23 protein-coding genes and 1 pseudogene are annotated in these 26,669 nt (G+C 60.4%); 14 read left to right on the top strand and 10 right to left on the bottom strand.

All coding sequences use genetic code 11. The annotated features are described in order from the left end of the window. The first annotated feature begins 4 nt into the window (after positions 1–4). Complete coding sequence (locus tag M0R89_RS20785) at positions 5–292, top strand: oxidoreductase dimerization domain-containing protein (protein ID WP_248652972.1); 288 nt, start codon at positions 5–7, stop codon at positions 290–292. After that, a pseudogene (locus M0R89_RS20780) lies at positions 274–444 on the top strand (oxidoreductase dimerization domain-containing protein); the annotation flags it as partial. The gene M0R89_RS20785 and the pseudogene M0R89_RS20780, both read left to right, overlap by 19 nt. 58 nt (positions 445–502) lie before the next feature. On the opposite strand, the gene M0R89_RS20775 reads toward M0R89_RS20780, so the two are convergent. Beyond that, the gene (locus tag M0R89_RS20775; protein WP_248652934.1) at positions 503–1,057 is read right to left on the bottom strand and encodes an ArsR/SmtB family transcription factor; all 555 of its coding nucleotides are present in this window, start codon (positions 1,055–1,057) and stop codon (positions 503–505) included. Positions 1,058–1,188: 131 nt separating this feature from the next. Between M0R89_RS20775 and M0R89_RS20770 the strand changes: the two genes are divergently transcribed. Further along, complete coding sequence (locus M0R89_RS20770) at positions 1,189–3,465, top strand: heavy metal translocating P-type ATPase (protein ID WP_248652933.1); 2,277 nt, start codon at positions 1,189–1,191, stop codon at positions 3,463–3,465. Here the strand turns inward: M0R89_RS20770 and M0R89_RS23490 are convergent. Continuing rightward, positions 3,462–3,797: a heavy-metal-associated domain-containing protein gene (locus M0R89_RS23490; protein WP_368408906.1), complete on the bottom strand. Its 336-nt coding sequence runs from the start codon at positions 3,795–3,797 to the stop codon at positions 3,462–3,464. The two genes, M0R89_RS20770 and M0R89_RS23490, sit on opposite strands and share 4 nt — an antisense overlap. Position 3,798: 1 nt before the next feature. Between M0R89_RS23490 and M0R89_RS20760 the strand changes: the two genes are divergently transcribed. Then, a complete protein-coding gene (locus M0R89_RS20760) occupies positions 3,799–4,014 on the top strand; it encodes a DUF8129 domain-containing protein (protein WP_497007470.1) in 216 nt (71 codons plus the stop codon). A 36-nt stretch (positions 4,015–4,050) separates the two neighbouring features. Here the strand turns inward: M0R89_RS20760 and M0R89_RS20755 are convergent, their stop codons facing one another. Both M0R89_RS20755 and M0R89_RS20750 read right to left on the bottom strand, forming a co-directional pair. After that, entirely contained in the window at positions 4,051–4,197 is a 147-nt protein-coding gene (locus M0R89_RS20755) for a hypothetical protein (protein ID WP_248652985.1), read from the bottom strand. Next, positions 4,190–4,330, bottom strand: a complete 141-nt coding sequence (locus M0R89_RS20750; RefSeq protein ID WP_248652984.1) for a hypothetical protein — start codon at positions 4,328–4,330, stop codon at positions 4,190–4,192. Before M0R89_RS20750 ends, M0R89_RS20755 begins: the two co-directional genes overlap by 8 nt. A 436-nt stretch (positions 4,331–4,766) precedes the next feature. Here M0R89_RS20750 and M0R89_RS20745 point away from each other — a divergent pair, with 436 nt between their 5' ends. Beyond that, the gene (locus M0R89_RS20745; RefSeq protein WP_248652930.1) at positions 4,767–5,849 is read left to right on the top strand and encodes a class I SAM-dependent methyltransferase; all 1,083 of its coding nucleotides are present in this window, start codon (positions 4,767–4,769) and stop codon (positions 5,847–5,849) included. A gap of 38 nt (positions 5,850–5,887) precedes the next feature. Continuing rightward, positions 5,888–7,237: an FAD-dependent oxidoreductase gene (locus M0R89_RS20740; protein WP_248652929.1), complete on the top strand. Its 1,350-nt coding sequence runs from the start codon at positions 5,888–5,890 to the stop codon at positions 7,235–7,237. A gap of 119 nt (positions 7,238–7,356) precedes the next feature. Here the strand turns inward: M0R89_RS20740 and M0R89_RS20735 are convergent, their stop codons facing one another. Continuing rightward, positions 7,357–7,641, bottom strand: coding sequence for a HalOD1 output domain-containing protein (locus M0R89_RS20735; protein ID WP_248652928.1), 285 nt, complete (start codon positions 7,639–7,641; stop codon positions 7,357–7,359). 473 nt (positions 7,642–8,114) lie between these two features. On the opposite strand from M0R89_RS20735, the gene M0R89_RS20730 reads away from it, so the two are divergent. Together M0R89_RS20730 and M0R89_RS20725 are read left to right on the top strand one after the other, a co-directional pair. After that, the gene (locus M0R89_RS20730; RefSeq protein WP_248652927.1) at positions 8,115–11,987 is read left to right on the top strand and encodes a PAS domain S-box protein; all 3,873 of its coding nucleotides are present in this window, start codon (positions 8,115–8,117) and stop codon (positions 11,985–11,987) included. Between the two features lie 1,353 nt (positions 11,988–13,340). Then, entirely contained in the window at positions 13,341–13,820 is a 480-nt protein-coding gene (locus M0R89_RS20725) for a hypothetical protein (protein ID WP_248652926.1), read from the top strand. A gap of 200 nt (positions 13,821–14,020) precedes the next feature. On the opposite strand, the gene M0R89_RS20720 is transcribed toward M0R89_RS20725, so the two are convergent. Then, a complete protein-coding gene (locus tag M0R89_RS20720) occupies positions 14,021–14,707 on the bottom strand; it encodes a helix-turn-helix domain-containing protein (RefSeq protein ID WP_248652925.1) in 687 nt (228 codons plus the stop codon). Between the two features lie 156 nt (positions 14,708–14,863). On the opposite strand from M0R89_RS20720, the gene M0R89_RS20715 reads away from it, so the two are divergent. Then, complete coding sequence (locus tag M0R89_RS20715; RefSeq protein WP_248652924.1) at positions 14,864–15,655, top strand: alpha/beta fold hydrolase; 792 nt, start codon at positions 14,864–14,866, stop codon at positions 15,653–15,655. Positions 15,656–15,717: 62 nt separating this feature from the next. Here M0R89_RS20715 and M0R89_RS20710 read toward each other — a convergent pair whose 3' ends face one another. Both M0R89_RS20710 and M0R89_RS20705 read right to left on the bottom strand, forming a co-directional pair. Then, on the bottom strand, positions 15,718–16,272 hold the full coding sequence (locus M0R89_RS20710) for a GNAT family N-acetyltransferase (protein WP_248652923.1): 555 nt from the start codon (positions 16,270–16,272) through the stop codon (positions 15,718–15,720). Positions 16,273–16,438: 166 nt separating this feature from the next. Next, on the bottom strand, positions 16,439–17,014 hold the full coding sequence (locus M0R89_RS20705; protein ID WP_248652922.1) for a DoxX family protein: 576 nt from the start codon (positions 17,012–17,014) through the stop codon (positions 16,439–16,441). A gap of 237 nt (positions 17,015–17,251) precedes the next feature. Between M0R89_RS20705 and M0R89_RS20700 the strand changes: the two genes are divergently transcribed. Both M0R89_RS20700 and M0R89_RS20695 read left to right on the top strand, forming a co-directional pair. Continuing rightward, complete coding sequence (locus M0R89_RS20700; protein ID WP_438267698.1) at positions 17,252–19,519, top strand: copper-translocating P-type ATPase; 2,268 nt, start codon at positions 17,252–17,254, stop codon at positions 19,517–19,519. Between the two features lie 109 nt (positions 19,520–19,628). Continuing rightward, entirely contained in the window at positions 19,629–21,134 is a 1,506-nt protein-coding gene (locus tag M0R89_RS20695; protein ID WP_248652921.1) for a PAS domain S-box protein, read from the top strand. A gap of 19 nt (positions 21,135–21,153) precedes the next feature. Here the strand turns inward: M0R89_RS20695 and M0R89_RS20690 are convergent, their stop codons facing one another. After that, positions 21,154–21,600, bottom strand: coding sequence for an anion permease (locus tag M0R89_RS20690; protein WP_248652970.1), 447 nt, complete (start codon positions 21,598–21,600; stop codon positions 21,154–21,156). A gap of 317 nt (positions 21,601–21,917) precedes the next feature. Between M0R89_RS20690 and M0R89_RS20685 the strand changes: the two genes are divergently transcribed. Next, positions 21,918–22,856, top strand: coding sequence for a cation diffusion facilitator family transporter (locus tag M0R89_RS20685; protein WP_248652920.1), 939 nt, complete (start codon positions 21,918–21,920; stop codon positions 22,854–22,856). Positions 22,857–22,950: 94 nt separating this feature from the next. Beyond that, positions 22,951–24,348: a PQQ-binding-like beta-propeller repeat protein gene (locus M0R89_RS20680; RefSeq protein WP_248652919.1), complete on the top strand. Its 1,398-nt coding sequence runs from the start codon at positions 22,951–22,953 to the stop codon at positions 24,346–24,348. Between the two features lie 378 nt (positions 24,349–24,726). Here M0R89_RS20680 and M0R89_RS20675 read toward each other — a convergent pair whose 3' ends face one another. Beyond that, complete coding sequence (locus tag M0R89_RS20675) at positions 24,727–26,055, bottom strand: DUF8593 domain-containing protein (protein WP_248652918.1); 1,329 nt, start codon at positions 26,053–26,055, stop codon at positions 24,727–24,729. Positions 26,056–26,194: 139 nt separating this feature from the next. Here M0R89_RS20675 and M0R89_RS20670 point away from each other — a divergent pair, with 139 nt between their 5' ends. Next, entirely contained in the window at positions 26,195–26,662 is a 468-nt protein-coding gene (locus M0R89_RS20670; RefSeq protein ID WP_248652917.1) for an SPW repeat domain-containing protein, read from the top strand. Positions 26,663–26,669: the final 7 nt, after the last annotated feature.

The raw sequence follows: 26,669 nt of genomic DNA, 5'->3' as shown, positions 1-26,669 counted from the left end.
GCCGATGTTCACCCACTCCGCTCGTGACGATGCAGACCTCCTGTATCGGCATCTCGCGAAAGACGAGGAGATCAGCACCGAGGGGCGAACCGTCCCATGGGCGGTATTTACTGACCCACAGGTCGGTCACGTCGGGCTGACCGAACAGGAAGTTCGGGACGAAGGGTACGAGGTGGGCATCGGCCCCAGAACTTCACTGACCAGGGCAAGCCGAAGGCACTCGGTGAGACCGAAGGATTCGTCAAACTCGTCACCGACGCCGACACCGACGAGCTACTCGGCGCGCACGTAGTCGGCGAACAAGGGGCCGAAATCGTCCACGAACTCGTCCTCGCGGTCGAACTCGGCGCGACCGCCGGCCAAATCGCCAAGACGATGCACATCCACCCCACGCTCCCCGAGAGCATCAACTCCGCCGCCGGTGGCGTTCACAAGCCCTTGTAACGTGTCTCGAAGAGAGTCACCCCGTCACATAGAAGGCGATGGTTCGCCATGAAATCGCTCACTCGACTGTCGATAAGAGATCATCGAGCTCCCCGGTTTCGCCCAGGTCGATGAGCGCGCGATTAAGCAGTTCTCGAACGACGAACTCCTCGTAGTGCTGGGTTTCGCAGTATTCACACGGCCTCATCTCCTTGGCTACGGCCTGGATCTCGTCTCCGTGTTGCTCGGCGAGGGTCTCGATCAGCGCAGCTAGCTCTTCCCGAGTCGTGTTCTGTGCCGAAGCGAGTTGGTCAGCACTACTTTCCGGGAGGTCGTACGAAAAGACACGCGTATTCGACTTGTAGTACTTCCGCGTCCCCCCACCGGCCTCTTCGAGCCGGGCGATCTCAACCATCTCGGCGTCCTTCAAGACGTTCACGTGGTGGCGCACCGTCGTTTCCGCCTTTTCCTCACCGCGACGGTGCAGTTCGTCGTGAATCTCCTCGATCGTCATTTCTTCGGTCGTGAGCATGTCGAGGATCTTCGCCCGGACGTCGTTTTCCAGCGCCTTCGCTTTCTCTGGGTCCGTCGTCACGACTTCGCGGATCGGTACATCAGATTCGAGGAGCGCCATTCTTGTGAGAAAGTAAGCGCACGACAACAGTAAGAGTAACGCCACTCACCCGACAGCAGTATTATCGATTAGAGACCGCTATGATTTTCGTCGTGATGGTTATCTGTGTCGCGCAATAACCATCATCCACGATGGGGACGACACACGAACAATTCAACGTCGGGGGGATGTCCTGCTCGTTCTGTGCCGAAAGCATCGAGAAGGCCTACAGCCGGACCGACGGCGTCAAGGACGTCGACGTGAGTCTTGCCCACGAAGAAGTCCTCGTCCAGTACGACGACGACCTTCTGAGCGAGATCGAGGTGAAGGACACGCTCCGTGACCTCGGCTATACCATCCGCGACTCGGACAAAGCGAAGCGATATGAACAGCAGCAGACCGAACTCGCCGACGGGAAGCGCCGGCTACTGCTCGCTGGCAGCGCCTCTATCGTTGTTGTTGCGCTGATGGGATGGATGATCCTCGTGATGAAGCGCTTCGAGTCGGCATCTCTCACGATGGATCTGGTGACCCTGGTGCTGGCGCTCGGGACGATGTTCGGTTCCGGGCGCTACATCAAACAGAAGGCTTTCCAGAGCCTCCGCAGGGGTATTTTCAATCAGCATGTCCTCCTAGAGGCGGGTGCATTCGCAGGGCTTTTCGGTGGATTGCTCGGCCTGTTCGTCTTCCCGAGCTTCCCGACTGTCCACTTCTTCGCCGTCTCCGTATTCATCACTACCTACCACATCCTCTCTGAGTACACTAGCCTCATCGTCCGCACACGGACCTCACAGGCGGTCCAGCGTCTCCTCGACCTCCAGCCAGACACGGCCCGTCGCGTCGGTGAGGACGGCGACGTCGAGGAGGTTCCTGTCGACGACCTCTACGTCGGCGACAACGTTCGCGTCAAACCCGGCGAGAACATTCCCGTCGATGGGACGGTCATCGAGGGAAAGTCCACGGTCGACGAGTCGGTCGCGACAGGCGAGTCCATCCCTGAGGAGAAGGCCGACGGCGACGAGGTGATTGGCGGCAGCGTCAACGAGACTGGGACGCTGCTCATCGAGGTAACTGCAACCGGGGAGGACGCGTTCCTGAACCAGATCGCCCGCGAAATCGAGGAGGCGCGGGCGATGAAGCCCGGCATCATCCAGCTCGCCGACCGGGTTCTCAAGTATTTCGTCCCGGCCGTTTTGACGATTGCCGCGCTCTCGTTCCTCTTCTGGGTGGTCGCACCGCTCGCGTGGGGCGGTGGCCCTAAGGTCCAGCGCGGGGTCTTCGCGGCGCTGGCTGTCCTCGTCCTGGGGTATCCGTGTGCACTGGGGATGGCCACGCCACTAGCCCTGATTCGGGGCGGTGGGAAGGCGGCGAACCACGGCATCTTGATGCGGTCAGGCGACGCCTTCCAGATATTCCCCGACGTCAACCATATCGTGCTGGACAAGACCGGTACCATCACCGTCGGCGAACCTGCCGTCAGTGAGGTCATTGTATTCGATGCCGAGGAGAGCAACGTACTGGCGACGGCGGCGAGTGCAGAGGCGTTCTCCGAGCACCCACTCGCCGATGCGATCCTCGATGCCGCTGACGAACAGGGCGTCGAGTACGGAGACCCCGATGCCTTTGATTCCGTGACGGGCAATGGCGTTCGGGCGACCGTTAATGGCGACGCGGTGCTGGTCGGCAAACCGGGCTGGCTCAGCGACGAAGGGGTCGACCTGTCGAACTGCCGCGACGACATCGAGCGACTCCAGGGACGCGGCCTCACCGTCTCTGGGGTCGTCCGTGACGGTGACCTCATCGGTCTGATCGGCATCGGCGACGAAATTAAAGCCGACGCCGACGAGACCGTCCGGCGGATGCGCGACGCCGGCATTACGCCCGTGATGATTACCGGCGACAACGAGCGCACCGCGAACGCGGTCGCCGAAGAAGTCGGTATCGACCGCGTCATGGCTGATGTCTTACCCGACGAGAAGCGTGAGGAGATCGGTTGTCTGCAAGAAGCCGGCCACCGCGTCGCAATGGTCGGCGACGGCATCAACGACGCCCCCGCACTCACGCAGGCAGATATCGGAATCGCCATCGGCGCCGGGACCGACATTGCCATCGAATCGGCTGATATCGTCCTGATGGGCGATCGGCTCGGCGGCGTGATGGACGCGTACGAGATCGGCACGGAGAGCTATCGCAAGACTCGTCAGAATCTCACGACAGCCTTCGCGTTCAACGGGATCGGCGTGGCCGCCGCGACGACCGGGCTCGTCCACCCGGTGTTCGCGATGCTCGCGATGGTGCTTTCGGTCTCAGCCGTCCTCGCCAACAGTTTCGCTGGTCAGTTCCTCTCGGGAGAGGGCGTCAACACCGAGTTCGCCCTCGACAAACGCACGGACGATGACGTGAGAGACGGCCGAGCGATGGCTGATTAGGCCACGACGTCGTAGCCAGCTTGTTCGATTGTTGCGTTCACGTCGTCGTTGGAGACCCTATCCTTGAGGACCACATCGACCGTGTCAGCTTCGTGGTCGGCCTCAACCCGACTAACACCGTCGAGATTCTGTAAGGCGGTCTCCACGTTCTGTTCGCACCCGTTGCACGACATCCCGGTGACGGAGATCGTCTTTCGCTTCATGGGTATCTGTAACCACTCGCGGAGGATGACCGTTACGGTAGCCGTTGTATCGGTGTTATCCCTATTGAAGTGGACAATGTTGTACGGAGAGTTGTTTGTGTCGGCCCTCAAGGGGTGGAGGCTCTTCAAGGTGGAGACAGCTAACGACGGCGAGAATGACGAGTTCTCGCCAGAGAAGCGTCTGGAAGCACCGAACACGCACCTAATCAAGGCAGGGATCGCGACGATTCCGGATATGTATACTCTCCAAGAGTGTGTTGCCTACGAGAATACCCACCAGAATCGCATTCAAATTCTTCGACGGCTCAAGCGGCGTGCAGAAGAAATTCGGTTAGAACGAGCGTAACGCTCCGTCTCTCGGAGAACGTAGTTTTTCGAGCCTCTAACGGGCGGAGGCTCGAAGAACATGAGCAATCGACCAGAAATCGACATCCAACACCAGACTGCGTTTGGGGACGATGGCCGACTCGATGTAGTCGAAAAGAGCGTCAAAACTTCCCTCGAAGATTTCGGCGCTGAGGTCAACCACCGCGAGCGCGACTTCCGTTACCCATGAAGTCCTTCTCACCGTGCCCGACGACCCGGTACTCCTCCCGTAGCCTGCCGGGTAGCTCCGCGTACGACACCAACCAGTCGCTCTCCAACTCGCCGAACCCCGACACGAACTCGGCGCGGTTGATGTCCGAGACGGGGTAGTACCTCTCCTTGCCGACGTACAGCAGGTCGCAGTAGAAGACAGTCTACTCTCCCGTGTACTCGTCTCCCGACTTCGCCAGTTGGGCCTTGCGGCCGGACGACGTCCAGAAATTGGACCAAGGAACTGGAGTACGGTCAGATAGAAATCCCACTACTTAATTATTAATAGCTATGTTTATCGTGGTGGCAGTCGACGAGACATCTGGAGGTGGACAGAGGTGGCACAAGCGCACAGGCCGTATTATGAAGCGCCAGCAGCCGACTGCCGGTCCATCATCCAATCGGAAAACGAAGACGATGCGGTCGAATCAGCTAAAAACCGCATGCGCGACATTCACAGGAAGGACTACTCGGACGAGAAACTCCGTAGTGAGCATCTGAAAATCGTGTAGTAACGAAACCATGACAACTGAACCCCGAGCGGAATCGGACACAATCAACGAACAGAAACTAACCGAACTCGTAGAGACCTCGCTTGTCGACCTCGGCGCGACGGTCCATGCCTCTCTGGCCATCATCGGCGATGAACTCGGTCTCTATGCGGCACTGGACAACGCTGGGCCACTCACGTCCGCCGAGTTAGCCCAAGAAACGGATACCGCAGAACGTTACGTCCGCGAATGGCTACGCGCGCAGGCCGCTGGCAGGTACGTGACCTACGACCCCGAAACTGACCGCTACGGCCTCTCCCCCGAGCAGGCGTACGTCCTGGCCGACAAGGAGAGCCCGGTGTTCATGCCGGGCGCGTTCCAGCTAGTGTCGTCGGTAGCCAAGATCGAACCCGAACTCTTGGAGGCGTTTCGGACGGGCGAGGGTGTCGGCTGGCACGAACACGACGAGGACGTGTTTCACGGCACTGAACGCTTCTTCGGGCCATCCTACGGGGCCTACCTGCTCGACTGGATCGAGGCGCTCGGCGGGGTCGACGAGAAACTGAAAGTAGGCGGCCGGATCGCCGACGTGGGCTGTGGCCACGGGGCACCGACGATCCGCATGGCTGAGGCGTACCCCGACTCGACGGTGGTCGGCATCGACTACCACGAGGAATCGATTACGGTGGCGCGCGAACGGGCGGAAACTGCGGGCGTCGCCGACCGCGTCGACTTCGAGGTGGCGACTGCGAGGGAGTACGACGGAGCCGACTACGACCTCGTCACGATGTTCAACTGCTTCCACGATATGGGTGATCCCGTCGGTGTGGCGGCCCACGTCCGAGAGACCCTCGCCGATGACGGTGCGTGGATGATCGTCGAACCCTACGCCGAGGACCGGGTCGAAGACAATCTCACCCCATTTGGTCGCCTCGCGTACTCGATCTCCACGGTGGCCTGTACGCCGAACTCGCTGAATCAGGAGGTTGGCTACGGGCTCGGCGCTCAAGCGGGAGAGGACCAAACGCGTGAAGTAGTCACCGAAGGTGGGTTTACGCGCTTCCGCCGGGCGGCCGAGACACCGACCAGTTTGGTCTTCGAAGCGAAGCCGTGATATTACCTGATGATATTTAATGGAGGGAAACCGCCATAATGACCTTAGCAACGGTTTCGCGGTACAACAGCAACCAACTGGGAGAGAAGAGTGGAAATGCAGTGGTGATTGGGGCGAGTATGGCCGGACTGCTCGCGGCCCGCATCTTAGCTGATAGATTTCTCGAAGTGACGGTCATCGAACGTGATCGACTGGCCAGCGAGCCAGTTGTTCGCCGAGGAGTGCCCCAGGGCGCCCATCCCCACGCACTACTCGAAGCCGGGCGGGCAACGTTGGAGGATCTGTTCCCGGGCTACGGCGAGGATCTCGTCTCGGCCGGAGGAGTCGTCGTCGATTTCGCCAGCGATGTGCGCTTCTACAGTGAAGGGGACTTCCTCGCTCGTGGTTCAACTCCGATGAAGACCTACTCCGCAACCCGGCCGTTGATCGAGCAAGTCGTCCGACAACACGTTTCCGAACTCGATGGCGTTCACATTCGCTCGGGCTGCCAGGTCACCGATTACTTCCTCGACGACACGGCAACGGTCGTGGAAGGAGTGGTCGTCCGTGATGGTTCGGACCGGACGAATGTCACCGCCGACCTGGTCGTGGATGCCACCGGGCGGACGAGTCGGACCCCGACGTGGCTCGAAAACCACGGCTACACACCACCGGAACTCGACGAGGTGCGCATCGACGTGGCCTACAGCACCACCTTCATCGAGCGACCTGCTGGCGACCTCCGCACCTTTCTCGTTCCGCCGTCCGCACCGCACACCCGCGGTGGCATGGCTGCGCCGGTCGAAGGAAACCGTTGGGTAGTGAGCGTGCACGGTGTCCACGGCGACCACCCACCAGCGGACTCCGCGGGATTCGCGAAATTCGCAGCGAGCCTCCTGACACCCGAGGTCAAGCACCTCCTCGACGGTCATCGACAGATTACCGGGAACATCGAACAGTATCCGTTCCCGACGAATAGACGGTACCGCTACGGGGACCTCGACCGGTTCCCCGATGGACTGGTCGTCATCGGCGACGCGATCGCGAGCTTCAACCCCATCTACGGCCAGGGTATGTCTGTGGCGGCTCTGGAAGCACTTGTGCTTCACCACACTCTAGCTGCGGGCGATTGCGAGAATCTCGCGCTTCGGTTTTTCGATCAGGCCGAAGAGGTAATCGACATGGCGTGGATGTTGGCGGCAGGAAGCGACTTCGCGTTTCCGCAAACCACCGGCCCCAAACCTCGTGGCACCGACCTCATTAGCTGGTATCTCTCTCGGTTGGCACAGAAAGCTCATACGGACAGCACGCTGTCCAGTGCGTTCTTTCAGGTGCTAACGATGGAACGACCACCGACCGCATTACTGCGTCCGAGGAGTATGTGGCGCGTGTTCAAACCGACCAGCTGAACTCTCCTGATGCTGTTCGGAGAAAAGGTCGGCGAGTCTCGTGCAAAATCCAGAGCGTATACTTATCGTTCGATTGCTGTATAGAGCTAAGGGCTTCAACAGAGTCGACGAAGTAGTTTTTAGTCAGCACCCACTGGCCGTTCTTCAAGCCGCCGAGTAATGGTTACAGCGTCGCCATCGACTGTTATCTCGTAATCCAGATACGTGAACGTCACCTCTCCGTTTCTCCGGTTTCGAAATAGATTGTCGAGGGCCTCTGGGTCTATCGCCTCGTGTAGCGGTGGTCGAGCCTCGGGTTTGTCGTCGTCCATCTTCGAGACACAGTTGATAACTGCGAGACTGAGTGGCTCGTTCCCCTCGATTGAATATCGACAGATGTCTCGGTTTTCTCTCTCATGACTCATACCGAGAGAGTACGAAGTAATTGTACATAAATCTCGACTCATACTTGCGTGGCAAAGAGTATCGTGATAACACCTGGTGCTAACATGGGGGAATAAAACGTCCTGTAGGAGATACGCACTACCAATTGAGCGTAACTGCCGTACTATGACGGAAATGGCAAGTAGGCAGTACACCCAATCTGGCCCGAACCCTGAAGCAGGGCAGACAGAACACCGGTATTAACCAACATATGAACGAGTACCACAGCGTTTGTTGGTTAATCACCAACTTCCTAATGACTTCCTCTCAACAAGTCTATTGTTGTCAGGCGTGGCCCTGTGGAAACTGCCAGTAGGTGGTAACTACTATGCCGAATATAGAGGGTGACTACAGCATACTCCGTGTACAGTAGGGTGAAAACGAGACTGTATCCGTCGAGTGGAGCAACTCTCTAAGGGACATTCTTTTTGCCGTCAAATACGGACATAGGCCAATGAGCTCGGGTCAAACCTCCTCCGAGGACGTACTCGCTGCCGCTAATCGCGTAGGGGCGGCCGGTGAACCCTTTACGGCCAGCGAAATCGCGGAGGAGTTAGGGTGTGCTCGACGTATCGCGGTAAACAAACTTGAGGAATTGACCGAGCAAGGTGACATCGAAAGCAAAGAGATTGGCACACAGAGCCGCATCTGGTGGCGGCCAACAGACTGTCTAAAATCTCCCTCCAAGAATAGGGAAAACCTCGAAACTGAACTGGAGGAAGTCTTCGGCCGAATCTCGGACGCCTTCTATGCACTCGACACCGATTGGCAGTTCACGTACGTAAGCGACTATGCCGAGGAACTCATCCACTATCAGGACGAGGGACTCGTCGGCAAGAACCTCTGGGAGGTGTTCGAGTGGGCCGAAGATTCGCCACTCGACAAAGAGTACCGTGAGGCGATGGAAACCCAAGAGCCGACCTCGTTCGAGTTCTACTCCCCCGACCCACTCGACACGTGGTACGAGGTCCACGCGTATCCTTCTGATACGGGGCTATCGGTGTATTTCCAAGACATATCGGAACGAAAGCGGCGCGAACGAGCACTCGAAGAGAGCGAACACCGCTATCGGACGCTGGTCGAAAACTTCCCCAACGGTGCTGTTACTCTCGTCAACGAGGAACTTCAGTATCAGACCGTCGGCGGTCAACCAATCACCAGTGGTACGACGAGAGAAACCCTCGAAGGGAAACCGGTCCGCGAGGCGCTTCCGGAAACGCTGGCCGACGAATTAGTTCCGCGCTACGAGGCGGCACTCGAAGGTGAATCGAGTTCCTTCGAGACTGAATCCGACGGCCGCATATACCAGATTCAGATTCTCCCGGTGTACGACGATGACGGAGAAATATTCGCGGCGTTAGGGGTTTCGCAGGACATAACAGAACAAAAGCAAAATCAGCAGCAGGTTGCTGAAAGCGAGCGTCGTTACCGGACGTTGGCAGAGTACTTCCCGAACGGCATCGTGACGCTGTTCGACCACGACCTCCGATATACACTCGCATCGGGACGAGGATTCGAGAATATCCCAGTCGAGCCGTCCGACCTTGAAGGGAAGCAGTTCGACGAGGTCTGGGGCGACGAGACTGCCGAGGAACTCAGGCCTGCCTTCGAGGCTGCGCTCGACGGCGAACAGCGGACGGTCGAACTCGAGTACGTGGACCGTGAGTGGGTGGTCCACGCAGTCCCCATCACCGACGAGCGCGGCGACGTGTTCGCGGGCATGACGATGGCCCAAGATATCACCGAGCGCAAAGAACGGGAGCGAGAACTCCAACGCTACCGGGAGTACACGGACAAGGTGCTCAACGCCATCGATGACGTGTTCTATATTCTCGACGAGTCCGGAAACCTCCAGCGCTGGAACGACACCCTCTGCGAGGTAACCGGTTATCACAGCGATGAAGTCGAGTCCATGCACATATTCGAGTTCTTCGACGAAGAGGCCCACACTGAGATAGCAAGCGCAATACGCGACGGACTTGAGACCGGCGACGCACACATCAAGACGGAGGTCGTAACGAAGCATGGAGACCGAATCCCGTACGAGTTCGTCGCTTCTGCGCTTGAGGACCCAGACGGCGAGCGCGTGTTGGCGGGCATCGGTCGGGACATCACCGATCAGAAAGAGCGCGAACAGACGTTACAGGATGCAAAAGAACAGTTAGAAGCAGCGACTGAAGCCGGTGCCGTCGGGACATGGGAGTGGAACATCGTAGATGACGAATTCGTCGCGGGCACGTCGTTTGCCCGAACGTTCGGTATCGACCCCGAAGATGCTCGCGAGGGCGTGTCTATCGACCGTCTGCTTTCCTCCATCCACGAGGATGACCGCGAGCGCGTCGAACAAGCAATCGAGAACGTGATAGAGACCTGTGGAGAGTACGAGGAAGAGTATCGGGTCTGGAATGCGGACGATGAACTCCGATGGGTCGTCGCCCGTGGTCACGTCGAATGTGACGAAGACGGCAATCCCATTCGGTTCCCCGGTGCGCTCACCGACATCACCGACCGAAAGCAAACCGAGCAGGAACTTGCGGCCCAGAGGAAACAGCTTGAGACCCTGTTCGAGGTGCTCCCGGTCGGCGTCATGGTCGCGGACGGAAGCGGCGACATCATCGAGGCCAACGAGATCGCGAAGGCCATCTGGGGCGTCGAGGAGTTCGACGCCGAGACGGTGGCGGAGTACGAGCAATACACGGCGTGGTGGGCTGACACCGGCGAACAGATCGACCCCGAGGAGTGGACGCTAGCTCGTGTACTGCGAGGCGAAGAGGTTGAAGACCCTGATATCTACGAGATTGAAGCGGCAGACAGCGGGCGCAGGACTATCATGGCTCACGGGATGCCGATTCGGGGCGCAGACGGCGAGGTCTCTCGGGCGGTCGCGACGCTGACGGACATCACTGAACGCCGTGAATCCCAGCGCCAACTTGAGGAGTCTGAGCGCAGGTACCGGACGCTCGCCGAGAACTTCCCCAACGGTGCCGTCGGGCTCTTCGATGAGGACTTAAAGTATACAGCAGTCGGCGGGCAACTCCTTGATGAAGTCGGAGTTACTCCGGAGGACCGAATTGGAAAATCCGTCTACGAAATCTATCCGGACGAACTCTTCAGCGAAGTTGAACAGTATTTCCACGCTACACTCGACGGCGAAACGAATTCGTTCGAGACGCAGTATCATGGCCTTCACTTGTTTAACCACACGCTCCCAGTCAGGAATGCCGACGGGGATGTCTTCGCGGGGATGCTCGTGGTCCAAGACGTTACTGACCAGCGAGAGGTGGAACAAGAACTTCGCAAGAGCGAAGCAAAGTTCCGAACGCTCGCTGAGAACTTAGAGGAAGTTGTGTGGATGTCCGACCCCGAAACAAGGGAGTTCCTGTACGTCAATCCTGCCTTCGAGGAGATTTGGGGACGGGACCGCGAGACACTATACGAAGAGCCGCGGTCCTTCCTCGACGGTGTACACCCCGAAGACCGGGACCGAGTGCAAAACGTCTACGACTCAATGCCGGAGACGGAGTCCGATATCGAGTACCGAATCGTCCGACCGGACGGCGAGGTCCGGTGGCTCCACGTACGGTCTGGACACGTCCGCGACGACGACGGCGACACAGTCCGCATCGTCGGCATTGCCGAGGACGTCACCGACCGAGTAGAGCGTGAGCAACAACTTGAGGAGACGGTCGAACAGCTCAAGGAGTCTAACGAACGCCTCGAAAGCTTCGCGAGTATGCTCGCCCACGAACTCCGCAACCCCGTCACCATCGGCCAAATCTACAGCCAACAACTCCCGGCCGAGACGGACGCCGAGGCGGTCAAGTACGTGACTGAAGCATTCGACCGGATTGAAGACATGGTCGACGTGATGTTAATTCTCACGAGAGGCCGTGATGCAGTTGGTGAACAGACTCCGATTCAACTCGCAGATATCGCACGGGAGGCTTGGGACAAGGTAAATACGCCCGGCGCAAGTATCGAAGTCGATATAGACTACACGATTCAGGCCGATGAGACGTACATCGAGCACCTGTTCCGGAACTTGTTCGAGAATGCCGTCGAACACGGTGGCTCGGACGTTACGATTACGGTCGGTGAACTTCCCGACGGGTTCTACGTTGCCGACGACGGAGTTGGGATTCCAGCGGATGAACGAGACACCGTCTTCGAAGCGGGGTATACGACTGCTGCCGAGCAAGGCGGTACTGGGTTGGGGCTCGCGTTCGTTCAGAAGTTAGCCGACGTGTACGGATGGGACTGCACTGTGACGGAGAGCTCCGATGGGGGAGCGCGATTTGAGTTCGTGAATGTGACGACCAGTCGTTGATGACCAACACCGGATAATCCAAAGTTCGACCAGCAACGACTGCTTCCAATATTCTCTCGCTCAGCTGGGCTCAAAATACTCAGTGTACGCTACTGCTCTGAATATACTCCGCGACCAGTAGCGTGACGTCCGCCGCCGACCGCACTTCAAGATACACCCATCGCTAGCCAACCTAGAGAAAACAACCCTGTCTATGCTTCTAGGGAAGCGTGGTGGAGTTCCTATAGCAATTTCGTGGTGTGGACCGGAGTGTCCTGACACCCGCTATGGTGAGTGGGCTAACACCACCTGCAGGCTTGGTCGTCATTACTCCACTCGACGCCACCGTCGTGAAACTGAACGACAGTTCGGTGTTCGCCCGCCTGATTCTTGTCCGTCCGAACGGTGCGGGGTGAGAGTGCAGCCAACTCCTCGATCTTCTTGAAGACACGTTTGAGTTCGCTGGAAGCGAACGACCGGTCGAAGTACGCAGCTAAGTCTGTTCGGATGCCGGGCGCGGTGTAGACGATGCGCTGGCCGTTCGCGTCCGAGACGACTGTTACCCATTCGTCGGCGTGTGCGTGGAGTGCTTGGGCATGCTCGTTGAGAGGGGTAGACGCGGTCGGTCACGGCGTCAGGACCGTTACGGACGAGGCGACCGAGTTCGTCACCGGACCATAGCTCTTTTTTCGACGTTTTGTCTCCTCGGGATTTACTATCATCCTGTTTACTGTTGGCCGTTAAGGGTTATACAGATATGTAATTTCCCGGCAGTATTTATTCTGGGTTAGATAACTCCCTTTTAAATATTCAGATGGTGTCTCTTGTCTTCTGGTTCCCTCTCAAAGACAGATGTTGACGCGTACGTTTTCAAGACTTGGAACTCGATTGCGGGTGGAATACTTTCGTTCCCTACAACGTAGTTCTGGGACAGAGTGTGCGTTCTCGACTGAACATTCAACTGAGTGCTTACCTTGAATGAATTCGATAAACACTCTTCGCAATAGAGATCAAGCATAACTAGCTATCCTAACCGTTTAGACTAACTATCCAGGGCATCAATTTCTGATTCAAAGCTACACTGGCAGCTCTGGTACGAACCGGTCTGGTCGTACGCGCCAATCCACCCACGACTGGTAATTTCTATTGATCGCAAGAAAAGGGTCTGTTCGGAGGTTAACGCTCAACGGAGTACACGAACCTAATTGACGCGCTGATCTCAAACACATCGAGACTGTCTCAAACGGCCATCATCTCTGTACGACGACACGCTGTACCGATACGGCTTCTACACCAACAATGTGAACTAGCCCTCACACTTGCTCGCTTCGAGAGACACCTGAGGTTTACTATCTTTCCCGTCTACAGTCACCTATGGTCTCCCGCCACACACTCCGGAACACTTTCCTCGGCCGTGACGTCGCCATTGCCTACGCGATTATCGTCGGCCTCTATTTCCTGAAATTCATACCGTTTCAGCCTGTGCAGCTTCCACCCTACCTCTTGATCGTTTCCTACGACCTCATCGAAGTAGCACTCCCGTTCCTCTCCCCATACTACCCAACCGCATTCCCCCTGTTCTTGTACGTACTCGCAATCAGTGGGGCAGGTATCACCCGGAAACTCCGAGTCACTGATAGTGAGCAGTCACCGTGGCTGCAGACACTCGGGGGAGTCTGTCTCATTATTGGCGTTCTCTCAATTGGATTCGGCGTATTTGTCGGCGGCCCCCTCGTTTCCTCCACTGACAACCCGACCCCACTGGCTATTACGGGTACGACGGGAATCATTTTTCTCGGGATAGCTTGGTGGTTGCTTGGCCGCAAGACAATTCATCCTACCACTCCCGCCTGAGAGAATACACCCACCTCTCGAAGTAATCTTCCCATCAAGGGGTGTGACAAGGCGAGAGGTCAAGCCGCCGCAATCACGATGCTTCACCATAGGACGAAGATTCGAGACCACATCGAACGGTTGTATTCGCGGACGAGAGGCGTTCTGTGATAGATTCCAGATATAGTCCTTCGAGGGCGAACCGGTCGTAGCGTCGAGTTTCAGTCGGGGAGCGGCGGCCACGTCGGCGCCACCGTCTCCTGGATGAGTCGGGTTTGCGCGCGACGCAACCGCTCGGACACCGAGGAAGCAGTAATATCCAGTTCTGCGCCGACGTCTTCGAGAGACGCCCGACGCGGGATGTCGAAATACCCGAGTTCGTACGCCGTTCGAAGTGCTTCGCGTTGATGGTCGGTAAGACCGTCACCGGGCGGTTCGGGGTCGCCGTCACGAGTAAGCCGTTGCAGTTTGAATCCGCCATTCTGCCGCCAGAACGTCGAGAACTTCTCGAACGCGTCGCGGTCGGCGAACCAACCCGTTTGTTGCCATCCACTCGGTAATACCTCGATTCGCTCGATTATCGCGTCCACCGTAGCGAGGGCTTCGAGGCCAGCGAGGTCGTCGACGTGGTCACCGAGTTGCTCCTCGAAGCTGAGCGCTGGAACCACCTGATAGCGACGCGTGTCGCCCGCCCGACCCACGAGAGTCAACTCCGCGACGTCGTAGGCGTCGGCGAGCGCGTTCTCGACTGCCGTCCGTGAGCCGTCGGTCACGGTGACGAGGAACAAGGGGCGAGCGCCGTGGTTGAACTGTAGTTCGAGAATCAGCGTCGCTTGGGGGACGGCCGCCGCCACTCCGGTAAGTGGGAGCGCCTCGCAATCAATTTCGAACGTAGCGACGAGTCCCATATCGTATCATTTCTATCACTGCTAATGGGAGTGTCGAAAGACGTTATCAAACGAGAAGGCTCCGGCAGGATAGCTGTGGCCGGGTTACCGACCCCACTTAAACAGCACAATTTGTGAGAGAACGGCTTAGCCCCGCCGTCCTTGAACGAAGGACGCATGCCGACGAACCAGTCTATAGATGGCACGGAGGTAGCGTACGAGCGACACGGAGACGGTCGGCCGGTCGTCCTGCTTCACGGCGGAATGGCTCCTCGGGAGTACTGGAATCCGGTCGTTCCGCATCTCAGCGAGTATGCCGCTGTGGTCCCTCAGCGGCCGGGTTTCGGTACCTTTCTCGACGATTCGGCGGAGACGAGCGCCGACGAAGTAATCGAGCGTGAAGCCGAGTACGTCCGAACGCTCGTAGATGCCGTCGACGGCGAGCCGATTCTGTTCGGCCACTCCTTCGGCGCGCTCACGGCGATAGAGGCCGCGACCGAGGCAACGGTCGAAGCGGTGGTCGCGTACGAACCCGCAGTCCTCCCCAAGGAGTATCGGAAAGAAGCCGACTTAGCCAGTCGCATGGAGGAGCTCGTCGAGGAGGGCGAACGTCGAGAGGCGGTCAAACGCTACGTCGAGCAGGTCCTCCACCCCGACGGAATCGACGACCTCGACGCGTGGTTGGCGGAATGGCCGGTCTGGCCCGACTGCGTCGAACTCGCCGAGGAGGTCGTCCGGATGAACTACGCCGTTGAGGGGTATCAGCTACCGGAACGACTCGACGTGGACGCTCCCGTCCTCGTGTTGACCGGTACCGACGGACCGGACTTCCTCCGGAAGAGCGCTCGCGCAGTCCACGACGTGCTTCCGGAGAGTCGTCTCGTCGAGTTCGACGGTGTCAGCCACAGCGGTCCCAGCGAAGCGCCCGGACTCGTCTCGGCGGAAGTCGAGGCCTTCCTCGGTCGATAGGACTCGCCAGTCACGCTGTTTTCACGTGCAGTAGTCCGGTGCGTCTTCGGTCCTGACGGGAACTATTCGCTATTCTGCCACTCCGATCGGAGGAGTCCGTACGAGAGCATGTCGTGATACTCGCCCCGATACCATGCGGCCTCTCGTTGCGTCCCCTCGTGTACGAATCCCAGTGATTCCAGCAGCGCGATGGACGCGTCGTTGAACCCGCCGACGTGCGCACTCAGACGCCGAAGGTTTCGGTCCGTGAAGGCGTACTCGACTATCCTGTTGACAGCGTCAGACCCGTACCCCTGTCCGTGGTGTTCGGGGGCAATCCAGTACCCCAGTTCCGCAGACCGGGCCCGAGACGTCTCGGTGGGGCCGTACTGAGACTGCGATAAGGACACGTGACCGACCGGGTCGTCGTCGCGACAAACCAGACAGTGGACGTCCTCCTCGGTGGTAAGGACGTTCTCGAAAAAATCTTCAGCCAAGTTATCGTTCATCGGATTGATATCGAGCGCTGGACGCCAGACAGTCGGGTTGTTCATCATCCGTTGAATGAACTCGATATCTTCCTCGTCGACTGGTCGAAGGGTTACCGTGTCACCCTCCAGAAACACCGGTCCGGGCATACCTCAACGTGAAGTGAATGGTACGAGTATTTTTGGGTGCTACGAGTATTGGTAGCGTTCAGTTGGGTTTCCGTGGTCGCGAAGACGAATACGCCGGCGGCAAATCCCGCGGGAAGCCGACGAATAGCGCGAACTCGACAGCGAGAAAGAAAAGTTCAGTTCTCGTCTACCCGAGGACGTACTCGAGTGCGGGATAGCGCTCTACGAGCGTCTCGCCGCCGAGGTCGTAGTTTTCGATCCACGCGTCCAGTCCGAGGATGCGGCCAGCACCGAACGCGGCCACGGCGAGGAAGACGAGCATGTACGCGAAGTCGCCGTTGATGACGCCGTGAGCGATGTCCCAGTTGCCGAAGTAGAACGTGAGCATCATGAGCGCGCCGAAGAACGCCGCGAGGCGGACGAACGCACCGACTAGCAGTCCGAGGCCGATGAATAGTTCGCCCCACGGGACCGCGACGTTCGCGAATTCGACGAACCACGGGGTCGAACCCATCCACGCGAACAGGCTGGCGAGCGGGTTGCCGTTGGTCGCAGCCACGTTAGCGAGGTAGCCGCCCGCGCTAAACGGTTCGGCGGCGACGAGTTTCGTGAATCCAGAGTAGGCGAACGCGTAGCCCATCATGAGTCGGAGCGAGAGGACGAACCACGCCGACAGGCTGTGGGCACGTCCGCCGATGGTGTAACCGCCGATAGTACTCTCGAAGGTGTTACGAGCGTCTGGTGAGATGGCAGATGAGGTCATGGTAACGGAAGGAGAAATTCCTACTACAGTAGACGTTGGCGGTGGTAATAAAGTAGTATGGATACGTGTTCACACGGATTCACGTAACCTATGGATTGATTCTTCGAGGTAGTGCTCACGGCTGGCCGATGGGCGATTTAGGACGCGACGCCGTCTGACCCGGATCGCAAAGTCGGCACCCGTCACGGACAGAACTACCTTGTCGCGGGCTACCGTATAGGAACCGAGAGAGTACCGATGGACGACCGGAATTCCCCACCGGACGACGGGCCGGCGCGCGACCACGGCGGACACGACAGCCACGAACGTCCGTCCGGCGACGACGCGGAGACGGGAGACGTCGAGCGCGTCGAACAGTCGATGCTCGAGGAGGAGGCTGAGAACTCCGAGGAAACAGCAGGAAACACTGCCCACGGCGGTGGGCACGGCGCGATGGACCACGGCGGTCACGACGAGCAGGACCACGAGGGACACGGGGACCACGGCGGGATGCACGCCGGCCACGAGCAGATGTTTCGCCGGCGCTTCTTCGCCTCGACGCTGCTGTCGATACCGGTCCTCCTCTACAGCGAGGCGCTTCAGGAGTGGCTCGGATTCTCAGTACCGGCGTTTCCCGGAAGCGAGTGGATCAACCCCGTCTTCGCGGTTGTCGTCTTTGCCTACGGAGGGGTTCCGTTCCTCCGGATGGCCGTCCCCGAACTGAGAGACCGTTCCCCGGGGATGATGACGCTTATCTCGATGGCCATCAGCGTCGCATTCGTCTACAGTCTGGCGAGTGTCGTCTTCCCGACGGAGTCGGCGTTCTTCTGGGAACTCGTGACGCTCATCGACATCATGCTACTCGGTCACTGGATCGAGATGCGTTCTGTGCGACGCGCCTCTAGTGCGCTGGACGAACTGGCGAAGTTGATGCCCGATACTGCGGAGCGCATTACCGAGGGCGGCGAAACCGAGGAGGTCCCGGTGAACGAACTCGCGGAGGGTGACCTCGTCCTCGTCCGCCCCGGCGCGAGCGTCCCCGGCGACGGCGTGGTCGAGGAGGGCGACTCGGACGTGAACGAGTCGATGATTACCGGCGAGTCCAAGCCGGTTTCTAAGGAACCGGGCGACGAGGTCATCGGCGGCACCATCAACGGCGACGGAAGTCTGCGCGTCCGAATCGGCGCGACCGGCGACGAGACGACGCTCGCGGGCATCATGCGTCTCGTCGAGGAGGCCCAGGGGAGCAAGTCGAAGACCCAAGTGCTCGCGGACAGGGCGGCCGGGTGGCTGTTCTACGTCGCCGTCGGCGCGGCTATCGTCACCGCTATCGCTTGGACCGTCGCGACGACGTTCGACGCAGCGGTAATCGAGCGGGTCGTCACGGTCCTCGTCATCGCGTGTCCGCACGCGCTCGGTCTGGCGATTCCGCTCGTCGTCGCCATCAACACCTCCCTCGCCGCGCGAAACGGGATGCTGATTCGCGACCGCATCGCCATGGAACAGGCCCGGGACCTCGATGCGATAATCTTCGACAAGACGGGGACGCTCACCGAAGGCGAACACGGTGTCGTCGGGGTGGCGACCATCGACGGGGTCGACGAAGACGAGGCCTTGGCGCTCGCGGCAGCCGTCGAGGGAGACTCCGAGCACATGATCGCCAGAGCGATACGCGAGGCGGCCGACGAGCGCGGAGTCGAAGCGCGACGCGCCACCGACTTCGAGGCGATGAAAGGCCGCGGGGTGAGGGCCACGATAGACGGTCGGGAAGTCTTCGTCGGCGGGCCGAACCTGCTCGACCACCTCGACAGCGAGGTACCTCCGGACCTTGCGTCGTTCGCCGACGAGGCCGGCGAGAACGCACAGACCGTCGTCTACCTCGTTCGCGAGGGGGAACTGGTCGCGGCGTTCGCAATGGCGGACGTCATCCGTGAGACGAGCTATCGCGTCGTCGATGCGCTTCACGAATTAGACATCGAGGTGGCGATGCTGACGGGTGACTCCGAAGACGTAGCCAACGCGGTGGCCGACGAACTCGGCATCGACACGGTCTTCGCCGAAGTGCTGCCTGAGGACAAGGACACGAAAGTCCAGCAACTCCAAGACGAGGGGAAACTCGTCGCGATGGTCGGCGACGGCGTCAACGACGCGCCGGCGCTGACGAGAGCGGACGTCGGTATCGCTATCGGGAGCGGCACGGACGTTGCCGTCCAGTCGGCCGACGTTATCTTGGTCCAGAACAATCCGATGGACGTCGTGCGCCTGGTGAAACTAAGCAAGGCGAGCTATCGAAAGATGCAGGAGAACATCCTCTGGGCCGCCGGTTACAACGTGTTCGCCATTCCGCTCGCCGCCGGCGTACTGGCCCCGATTGGCGTTCTCCTCTCACCCGCGGTGGGTGCGCTGTTGATGTCGCTCAGTACGGTGATAGTCGCAATCAACGCCCAGTTGCTTCGGCGGGCCGACCTCTCGGTCCCGACTCTCCCGGACGCGTCGACGTCGGAGCAGGCGCAACCCGCGGACTAACCACGGCCTTTACCGAGGTTCGGGCAGACGCTATATCCCGTCCGTACAGTCTCGTTTTTCGTCGGGGAAAACCAAATCGTCATTATCGTCCGTTCTGTGGAGGACATTGATGGGGTACGGGTCACAGGCCATCGGAAGGGTCGGCGGACGGCGCGCTCTCTTGGCCCTCGGAGGGTTGTACATCGCGATCGCTGCCGGATCGCCAGTATTGCAAGTACTCGAAGGGAGGGCATCCGACGATATCTTGGTAATCGCAATCTTGGTCGGCAGTGCCGGAGTCGGACTTCTCTATGCCGGCTATCGGCTACCGCGTACCGATATCCGTCCCGACCTCTATGGCGTCATAGCTACTTGGTGTGTGCGTACAATCGGGGTACTGCTCGGAATCCTCCTGCTCGTAGAAGTCATCGCGGGAATCGACGACCCCGTCGGGACCGTTCTCATCCTCACGCCGCTCGCCAGCGTCGCTGGCCTCGGCATGGGCGTTCACGACGCGACGGCGAAAACCCGAGCGCTCAACGCTGAAGAGCAACGACGCGAAGCCGAAGAACGACGGCAGGAAGCCGAGCGGTACAGTCGCGAACTCGAACGCGCAAATCGCAAGCTCGAACGCTACGAGACCATCGTCGAAACCGTCGAGGACGGCATCTACGTCGTGGACAAGAACGGGTATTTCACGCTGGTCAACGGCGCGTACGCCGAGATGCTTGGGTACGACCGCGAGGAACTCCTCGGCTCGCACACGTCGCTCGTCGCAGAGAACGCGGAGACGCTTGCCGACAAGATTCGTGATGACCTCGAAGCGGACGGTTCCGAGACGGGAACGTACGAGGCGACGTTGGAAACCGCGTCCGGTGAGGAAATCGAAGCCGAGGCGACCATGGCGTTCCTCCCGGGGCGGGATAGTGTGAGTCACGATAGAGTCGCCGTCGTCCGGGACGTGACCGAACGGAACGAGCGAGAACAGGAACTCGAGCGACAGAACCAACGGTTAGAGAGCTTCGCGAGTATGCTCGCTCACGAACTGCGCAATCCCGTCAATATCGGCCAAATCTACAGTCAGCAGCTGCCGGCCGATACCGAGTCGGAAGCGGTCGAGTACGTCACCGAGGCGTTCGACCGCATCGAAGACATGATCGACGTGATGTTGGTGCTGGCGCGTGGCCGCGATGCAGTTGGTAGCGGTAGCCCCGTCCGACTCGCAGACGTGGCGCGTGAAGCGTGGGAGGACGTGAACGCCCCCGAAGCGACACTCGAAATCGACGTCGACGTTACCACCCGAGCGGACGATACGTACCTCCGACACCTGTTCGGAAATCTGTTCAAGAATGCCGTCGAACACGGGGGAGCGGACGTCACGGTCACGGTTGGCGCCCTCCCAACCGGGTTCTACGTGGCTGACGACGGCCCCGGTATCCCGGTCGACGAGCGGGACACCGTGTTCGAACCGGGATACACAACCGCAGGCGAGCAGGGTGGAACTGGGTTAGGGCTGGCGTTCGTCCGCGAACTCGCCGAGGTGTACGAGTGGACATATACCGTGACCCAGAGCGACGCTGGCGGGGCGCAGTTCGAGTTCACGGACCTGACCACGGTGCAACGCGCGACTGAGTGATTCACGTTGCGCGCCTCGGTCATCCAACAAACGGCCAGACGACGGTGAAGAGAACGAAGGTGGGGACGGCGGTGACGATTACCATCGCGGCGTCGAGGATTACCCCCAGGCGGAGCATCTGGTCTTTCGTCATTTGGCCGGTCCCGAACGCGATCGCGTTCGGCGGCGTTGCGACCGGAAGGGCAAAGCCGAAGCTTGCCGCCACACCGCCCGTAACCGCCAGAAAGACGCTAGCGATAGCCGGGGACGTACCGAGGGTTCCGGCGTACCGTGGCCCCATCGATATCAGAATTGGCACTGATATCGCTGCCATCGCGGTGTTGGAGGCGATCTCGGAGACCGTAACGGTATTCGCTGCGACTACAAGCGCAACGAGCAACACCGGCGCTCCAGCGACCCGATTGACGACCGCCTCCGCGAGCCAGCGCGTCGCCTCGGTCGCCGCGAGCGCGTTCGCGAGCGAGATACCTCGTCGAACAGGACTACAGAACCGGAGACCCCTCCTACTCCGGTTTCAAGAAAGACGAAGGGACTACGAATAAACCCTTTTACCTGATAGTATTCAGTAACCTAATATGAGGCGGGCATATATCGTGTGTGTACTTCTGGTCGTTCTCGCCTCCTCACTACCGGCGGGTGGCCCGATCGCTATCTCGCAGTAGGGTGCTGCTTACCCCACTACGAATTAGTAATATAGAGCCATATAATTATTAATCTCTACGTATAATAGGCGCATCTGTAGCAGCTATTTTAATAAACCGGGCGTGTCAACGTTGGATCAAGATGACCGACGAAGAGTCGGCCCAAACCGACGATGGCGCGCACGACCACAGCCACGGGCACGGCGCGTCGTCGACGAGCAGTCGAAAGTTGGCCGCCGTCTCCGCCATCAACCTCCTCGGCTTCGTCGCCGAACTCGCCGGTGGGCTACTATTCGGGTCGGTCGCGCTCCTCAGCGACGCCTTCCACATGCTGTTCGACGCGCTGGCGTACGTGATGGCGTTCGCCGCCGCCTACGTCGCCGACCGCTACGGGGAGGGCGACCGCTGGTCGTACGGTCTCCACCGACTGGAACCGCTCGCGGCGTTTCTCAACGGCCTCCTGCTGTTGCCGATGGTCGGGTTCATCCTCTGGGAGTCCTACCAGCGATTCCTCGACCCGGTCGCCATCAGTACCGGCCCCACGCTCGTCATCGCGACGGGCGGCCTGCTGGTCAACCTCGGGTCGGTCTACGTCCTTCAGGGCGGCGAAATGAGCCTCAACGAGCGAGGCGCGTTCTACCACCTCCTCGGCGACGCCGGTGGCTCGATTGCCGTCATCGTCTCGACGGCGGTCATCGAACTGACCGGCGTCCGAATCGTCGACCCGATAACCGCGGGACTGATTGCCGTCGTCATCACGTGGTCGGCAGGAAAGGTGTTGCGGGGTAGCGGTGCAATCTTCCTGCACCGGACGCCGCTCGAACAGGACACGGTACGGGCCGTCCTTCGGGAAATCGACGGCGTGACCGCCGTCGACGACCTCCACGCGTGGCAGGTCTGCAGTCAGATAACGATAGCCACCGCACATCTCGAAACCGACGCGGAGACGATGGCCGACGCGGAGGCGGTGACCCGGCGCGTCCACGAGGAACTCGCCCGCCACGGCGTCGACCACGCCACCGTCGAACTGTGTCCCAGTTACGGCGACCGCGACACCCACCTGAACGAACACGCCCACTGACGATAGCCGGGCGGTGTTCCCGTCGCGGCCGCGGCCGGAGACCCCGAAACGGTCGACAGAAAGTACTTATCGGACGGATAGCGAGTCACCAACTATGCCCCCGAGCCCTCCGACGCGTTCCCGGCGAGCGTTCCTCGCGCGCGCCGGCGGTGCGGCCCTCACCGCGACCGCACTCGGCGGGTGTCTCTCCGGACGTCTGGTCGGCGGGGAGACTCCCGAATCGACGCAGACCGGCACGGACGCAGAGCCAATCGCATCCCCAGCGCGGGCGGACGCCAGCAGGTGGCCGATGGGCGACCACGACACCGGAGCGACTCGACACAATCCCGAGGTCGACGCCGGAACGGCCCCGACCAGCGCCGCGTGGACGTACTCCCTCCCGCAGTCCCACCTCCCGACCGACCCCGCGCTCGGACCGGAACGCCTCTACGTCGGAATCGGCAACCACGAACCGACACCGGCGAAGACGAGAGTCGCGGCGTTCGCGCTCGACGACGGTGCCAAGCAGTGGGAACGACCGCTGGCCTACACCCGAGACGCGACACCGACGCTGGCTTCGGACGGCGACGGCGTCCGCACGCTGTTCGCGCTCTCCGGGCAGGACAACTCCAACACCGGACCGGGACAGGGCGAAGTCCTCGCACTCGACCCCGCGACGGGCGAACGGCGCTGGCGATGGACCGTCGGGCGAGCGCTCTCGGGTCCCGTCGTCGTCTCCGACGGGCGACTCTTCGTCCACAACACCTCGCACGGAAAGACCGCAGTCCACGCCCTCGACGCGACGACCGGCACGGAGGTGTGGCGGTTCGAGGCGGGACTGGTCCTCCACCACGCGCCGACGGTCGCGGACGGCCGCGTCTTCGCGAACAGCGGTCGTCACCGACTCGCCGCGCTGAACGCCACCGACGGAACCGTCGAGTGGGAGACCGAGACGAAGGCCGACGATATGCGACCGGTCGTCGACGCGAAGCGCGGGCACGTTCTGATGGGACACCCGAAGGGACTCGAAGCGGTTTCCGCGACGACCGGCGAGCGAATCTGGTCGCTCACGACGACGAGCAGCGAGACGAAGGAGAAGAACTACCTCGGCGTGATTCGGGGGCCGGTCGTCACGGACGACGTCCTCTACGTCCAGACGAGCGATACGTCGCCGTTCGCAATCGGCGACCCCGGCCACCTCCACGGGGTCGACCCGGCCACGGGTGAAATCCAGTGGTCGCTCGAAACAGGCCGGCCGGCGAGTCACGCGCTCGGTGCCGGTGGACGCGCCATCGTCGCGCGCCGCTTCCCGGAGCGAACCGGCACGAGCAACGACTCGGAGCAGTCGGCGACGGGCGACGTCGCGGCCGTCGCGGCCGACGGGTCCGTCGCGTGGACGATGGACGGACAGTGGAACCCCGTCGCGGTCGGCGCGGGACGGATGGTCGCCTATCGGGGGAGTACCGAGAGCCTCTCCAGCCAGGTCGACATCCGGTGTTTCGCGTTCGACTGAGGGCCGACCGCTGGCACTACGTTTCCGCGGACGAACTGCGGGCCGAGCAGAACGACGCGTCGCTGGAGGACCGAATCCGGTTCAGGAGAGAGAGAGTTCGGGATGAGTATCCCGAAGGACAGTTCTATGGGGGTTTCGGGAGACGGTCGTCGTCTCCGTTCGAGGACACCCACAGCTATTCCATAGTCTTTCTGCTAACCGAAACTGGTAGATTCCGGGGCGAGCGCAGAGATGCCCCGAGAAGAAACCAGCGGAGTTTACGGTCCGATTACCCGACCGCTAAGGTCCGTCAGCCGCTCGGTCCCGGAGTTCGAGGTCGACATCCGCAGCGACCCGCTTCGAGTTTGCGGCTTTGCTCACGCCGAGAGTGAGCGAGGACTACCGTCTCTCCTCGTCGAACTCGGCGGTCGAGACCACAATTTCGTCGTCGGTGATGCGGTCGATCCGGTCCTCCCGCAGTCGGTAGTACTCCTCGTCCTCGTCGAACCCGAGTCGGGACATGACTTTCTCGGTGAGACTCGCGTGAGGGTCGACGAAGGCCACGCCGTCGTTCACGTCGATGACCTCCCCGACTTTCTCACCGGTCTCGTCGACCACTCGCTTCCCTTCGTCGCTCTCGTCGGGCAGCACTCGGACTTCCTCGGTCTCGATGTCAGTGTCGGACTCGATTTCGGTGTCGGATTCGACTTCGGTCTCGGTCTCGACCGTGGACGCGTCATGCTCGGCGAGACCGGCCTCGACGGTGTCCTCGCCGACGACTTCGCGGTCGAGGAGTTCGCCTTCGACCACTTCGGTCGTGAGGCGCGACCGGTCGGATATCTCGCGCTCTAACCGTCGCCGAGAGGTGAGGTAGGTGGTCAGAACGTCGTCCTCGGTGAACTCGCTCTCGATGTCGTACGATTCGGTATCGACGGTTTCGCCCTCACGGGCGTCGGTATCGACGTCGATGATGTCGCTGTCGAGGAGTTGTCGGTGGACGGTGTCGACGTCGACCTCGGCTTCGAGGTCGTGAGCCTCGACTCTGTCTGTCTCGGAGACGTCGACGTCGGTGATGTGTGTCTCGACCGTGTAGCGGTCGCGTTCCTCTATCGTGACCGCCCAGTCCTCGCGGACCTCGACGGTGACGTCGAACGGGTAGTCGTCGTGACTATCGGTGGACTCGGTCGGAACGTCGTCGGTGAGGTACCGGTCGGTCCCGTACGTCCCCATGTAGTCGAAGTCTGCGTCCTCGCCGGCGATGTCGCAGGACTGGCACTCACGGCCCAGTAGTTCGACGTCGACCACGTTCCGGTCGATGGTCTCGCGGTCGACGACGTCGCTTTCGAGAGTAGCTTTCTCGACGATAGTCTCCTCGACCACCGTCGTCTCGGTGACGGTGCCGGTGATGGTCTCCCCTTCGATCAGTCGCTGTTCGGCCCCTTCGCGGTCGAGTTCGTCGGACTCCGAGACGACTCGGTCGAGGGCGGTATCGCGGTCGCTAACCTCGAACGAGTCGCGGTCTTCGGCCTCGCCGTAGTAGGTCACGACGCGGTCCTCGTCGTCCACCTCTCGGTGGAAGGTCTCCCAGTCGAGCCGCTCGTGGTCCGACGTTACGTCGTTCTCGCGAACGAGTCGGATTCGGTTCTCCTCCCGGACGGGAACGGCGTCGTGTTCGTCCGCCCACGTTTCGATGTCGTCGCGGTCGCGTGAGATTCTCGGCTCAGTCATTGTAATCCCCCAAGTATCACTAGTGAGTGGCTACGCGGTTAAACTGAATGGCCCGCCATCCGGCGGTATCGGCGTCGGTATCCGGGAGGCCAGCAGACTCTTTGGGTCGCCACCCCAACGAGGGCAAGGGGGAGAACAAATGAGTAATCGCGAAACGGACGCCGAGTACGACACGGATCGTAACGTCGACGCAGACGTCGACCCGAATCCGTACGAACGCGGCAAGTGGTTGTCGGGAATCATCGCGCTCATCGGAGCGTGGATGATCGTCCAGTCGTTCCTGTTCGACATGGTCGCCTCGCAGTTCTGGAACGACATCATCGTCGGCGCCCTCCTGCTCGTCGCCGGAGGCTACAACTACTCTCGCCGGGGCAACGACAAGGTAGGTAGCGTCGGTGCCGCTGCCGTCGCCGCGCTGGTCGGCCTGTGGCTCATCGCCGCGCCGTTCATGTTCGGTTGGGACGCCGGAGCCACCGAGGCGACGAATCCGCTGGTGTTCTGGAACGACATCGTCGTCGGACTGATCACGTTCGCCCTCGGGGCGTTCAGCGCGTACGCGGCGCGCGACCAGAAGAAGGAAGCCCGGCGACTCGGCCGCGAGACGTGAGGCGTTT

Source organism: Halorussus limi, from assembly GCF_023238205.1.
GTDB lineage: Archaea > Halobacteriota > Halobacteria > Halobacteriales > Haladaptataceae > Halorussus > Halorussus limi.
This window is presented reverse-complemented; position numbering and strand designations above follow the sequence as displayed.